This window comes from Agromyces sp. NDB4Y10 (assembly GCF_001620055.1).
Classification (GTDB): Bacteria; Actinomycetota; Actinomycetes; order Actinomycetales; family Microbacteriaceae; genus Agromyces; species Agromyces indicus.
This window is the reverse complement of sequence record NZ_LQGY01000057.1, coordinates 1-3568: the sequence shown is the minus strand read 5'-3', so window position 1 is coordinate 3568 and position 3568 is coordinate 1. Positions and strand designations below refer to the sequence as shown.

Annotated in this window: 3 protein-coding genes and 1 pseudogene; 1 reads left to right on the top strand and 3 read right to left on the bottom strand. The window is 74.5% G+C overall.

What is annotated here, in order from left to right:
* The 3 genes from AVP42_RS13795 to AVP42_RS13785 form a co-directional block, all read right to left on the bottom strand.
* Positions 1 to 1308: DEAD/DEAH box helicase (locus AVP42_RS13795; RefSeq protein ID WP_067950019.1), on the bottom strand; the 1308-nt coding region annotated here is incomplete at its 3' end.
* A gap of 219 nt (positions 1309 to 1527) precedes the next feature.
* Positions 1528 to 2157 (bottom strand): DUF1684 domain-containing protein, encoded by a 630-nt coding sequence (locus tag AVP42_RS13790; RefSeq protein ID WP_067950017.1) that lies wholly within the window; start codon positions 2155 to 2157, stop codon positions 1528 to 1530.
* The gene (locus tag AVP42_RS13785; protein ID WP_082847290.1) at positions 2154 to 2690 is read right to left on the bottom strand and encodes a hypothetical protein; all 537 of its coding nucleotides are present in this window, start codon (positions 2688 to 2690) and stop codon (positions 2154 to 2156) included. The genes AVP42_RS13790 and AVP42_RS13785 overlap by 4 nt, the downstream gene beginning before the upstream one ends.
* Positions 2691 to 2813: 123 nt before the next feature.
* On the opposite strand from AVP42_RS13785, the pseudogene AVP42_RS13780 reads away from it, so the two are divergent.
* Positions 2814 to 3568: pseudogene (locus AVP42_RS13780) on the top strand (hypothetical protein); the annotation flags it as partial.

Sequence of the window (3568 nt, the reverse complement as noted above, 5' to 3'; positions counted from 1 at the left end):
GCGGCTGCGGCGACCCTGGCCCGCGGGCTGGGGCTCGCCGGCACGTGCGGCGCGCTTGCGCTGGGCGTTGGCGCCCTGCGAGCGCCCGCCGCCCTGCGGCTGGCGCGCCTCGCGCGGTGCGGGCTTCACGTACGGCGCGACGTCGCCCACGAGCTTCGCGACGGCGGGCGAGTCCGCGGTCACCTGCTGCGGCGTGACGCGGATGTCGGCCTTGCGCAGCAGGGTCTTGAGGTCCTGCTTCTGGCCGGGCAGGCAGATGGTCACCACGTCGCCCTCGCTGCCGGCCCGCGCGGTGCGGCCCGAGCGGTGCAGGTACGCCTTGTGCTCCATGGGCGGGTCGACGTGGATGACGAGCTCGACGTGGTCGACGTGCACGCCGCGCGCCGCGACGTCCGTCGCGACGAGCACCTTGACCGAGCCGTCGCCGAACGCGGCGAGGTTGCGGTCGCGCTGCGGCTGCGACAGGTTGCCGTGCAGGTCGACGGCGGGGATGCCCTGCTCGGTCAGCTTCTTCGCGAGCTTCTTCGCGTGGTGCTTCGTGCGCATGAACAGGATGCGGCGGCCGGTGCCCGAGGCGAGCGTCTTCACGAGCTCGTTCTTCGCGTCGACGTCGTCGATCTCGAAGACGTGGTGCGTCATCGCGGCGACGGGGGAGTTCGCCTCGTCGACCGAGTGGAGCACCTCGTTCTGCAGGTAGCGCTTCACGAGCTTGTCGACGCCGTTGTCGAGCGTCGCCGAGAACAGCAGGCGCTGCCCGCCGCGGGGGGTCTTGTCGAGGATGCGCGTGACGACCGGCAGGAAGCCGAGGTCGGCCATGTGGTCGGCCTCGTCGAGCACGGTGATCTCGATCGCGTCGAGGCTCAGGAAGCCCTGCTTCATGAGGTCCTCGAGGCGGCCGGGCGTGGCCACGACGATGTCGACGCCCGCCTTCAGGGCGCTGACCTGGCGGGTCTGGTTGATGCCGCCGAAAATCGTGGTGACCTTCAGGCCGTACGCGGCCGCGAGCGGCTCGAACGTCTGGGTGATCTGCGTGGCCAGCTCGCGGGTGGGGGCGAGCACGAGGCCGAGGGGGCGGCCGGGGCGGCGCTTGCCGCCGGCGAGCGACGTGCCGAGGCGCGCCACCATGGGCAGTGCGAAGGCGATGGTCTTGCCCGAGCCGGTCTTGCCGCGGCCGAGCACGTCGCGCCCGGCGAGGGTGTCGGGCAGGGTGTCGGCCTGGATCGGGAAGGGGGTGGTCTTGCCGTCGGCGGCGAGGGCCGCGACGAGGGGTGCGGGCACGCCGAGCGCGCCGAAGGTGAGGTCCGTCAAAGGTGGTCCGTTCGGGATGGCACGGCCGGGCGCGCCGCGGAACGCGGCGGATGGGCCCGGCGGTGGGGAATGGCGAAGACGCCGGTCGGCGAATCCGTTCGCCGTATGAAGTCATCGGGCTCTCGGCCCGGGAGCGTGTCTACGACGCAGGCGGCGCGTTCGTCGCGCACGCCGACGTCAACCATAGCGGATGCCGCGGGGCCGACCCTGTGCGCCCCCTCAGCGCGGCATCCGCTCGCCCACCGGGATCTCGTCGCGGACCGTGTTGCCGGGCGGAGCGAGCGGGCACGACCACGACGGGTCGTATGCGCACGAGGGGTTGTAGGCGAAGTTGAAGTCGACGACGAGGCTGTCGTCGTCGGCGCCCGAGCCGAGGTCGGCGCCCTTCACGGTGTCGAGCAGGTAGCGTCCGCCGCCGTAGGTGCCGCCCGGCTGGCCGGCGAGGCCGTCCTTCACCGGGAGGAACAGCCCGCCGCCGTACGCCGTGATCCGCCAGACGTCGAGCGTGCCGAGGTACGGGATGCGGACCGTGCCGACGAGCGAGAAGGGGATGGACCCGTCGGTCGAGCTGTCGACGACCATCCGGACGGGCTCGTCGGGCCGGCGCACCTCGAGCTCGAAGCGCCAGTCGGGGTCGTAGCGCGGCACGGTGAGGCCGGTGAACCGAGCCCGGTCGTCGGGCAGCAGGGGCGACTGCGGGTGACCCGCGAACAGGTCGTCGCGGCCCGAGCGCCAGAGCTCGTGCCCCTGCGCGGGGTCGTGGGAGTTGAGGTGCCGCACCCCCGCGTAGAGGCCGAAGACGCGCCGACGCCAGTCCGCGAGCTGGAGGGCGCCGAGCGTCGCGGTCATGCCGCGCTCCTGGCTTCGGCGGCGGATGCCGCGCGGTCGGCGTCGGCCGTGCCCGGCGGGTCGTACGCCCACGTCGGCGCCAACTGCTTCAGTCGCATGCCGCGGTACTGCCAGAACGCCCAGGTCGGGTACCAGAGCAGGGGCTCCAGCGCCCCGGCGCTCGCGCGGAGCTGGTCGCGGTACAGCGTCCGCCCGTCGGGCAGCGGCGAGATCGCCATCCGGTGGTCCCAGTGCCGGAACGCCGCGAGCGGGCCCGAGACGGCGCCGCCGCCGTCGCGCAGCATCTTCACGCCCGGCGGCAGCCCGCCCGGGTACGAGACGTCGATGATCTCCTCGCCCGTGGGCGCGATGCCGAACGCGAGGGCACGCAACCGGTGCGGTCCCTCAGGCCAGGTCGCGGGGAAGCCGGTGCCCTCCAGCGACTCGAAGTCGAGCCAGGGGGCGACGACCTCGCGGAGCACGGCGGGGCTGCGGATCGCGCGCCACGCGGCATCCGCATCGCAGTCGAGGGTGAGCTTCAACAGCACGCGCATGCGACGAGGCTAGGGGCGGGCGGATGCCGCGGCCAAGGCTCCGCGCCGGATTCCCGGCGGGCGCTCGGCGGGCTCCCGGTTCGCACCCGAGCCGTTGGGCGCCGAAGTGCCTAGACTCGCGGCATGGGCGGACTCGAGTGGGTGGTCCCCTCGCTCGTCGGGATCGGCGCGGCCGCACTCGTGCTGGTGGGCACGGTCGTGGGCCTCAGGCGAGTCGGCGTGCGGCGGGAGTCGGTCGACCGGCGGGCCGCACATGAGCTGGAGACGAGCGCCAAGGCGCGGCTCGTGCGCGCCGACGAGGCGGTGCGCGACGCCGACCAGGAGGTGCGCTTCGCCGAGGCGGAGTTCGGCCCGGAGGTCGCGCGGGACCTCGCCGAGGCGGTCGCCCGGGCACGCGGGTGGCTGCGGGAGGCGTTCCTGCTGCAGCAGCGCCTCGACGACGCCGAGGAGCACACGGCGGCCGAGCGACGGTCCTGGAGCAGCCGCATCGCCTCGCTGTGCGACTCGATCCATCGCGCCCTCGGCGACGCCCAGCAGGGGCTCGCCGAGCGTCGGGCCGCCGAGCGCGGTGCCGCCCAGGACCTCCCCGCCCTGCGCGAGCGGGAGGCACGGGTCCGGGAACGCCACGACGCGGCAATCCAACTGCTCGAGCGGCTCCGCTCCCGATTCGACGCCGCCGCGCTCGCCGCGGCGGAGGGGGCCGCCGGGCGGGCCGAGCGCTGGCTCGCGGGTGCCGGCGCCGCCCTCGCCGAGGTCGAGGCCCACCTCACCGAACCGGGGCGTCCCGTCGCACCGGCGCTCGCGCGTGCCGGGCACGCGCTCGAACGCGCCGGAGCCGAGCTGGCCGCCCTCGAGCGCGTCGAGCCCGACCTCGCAGC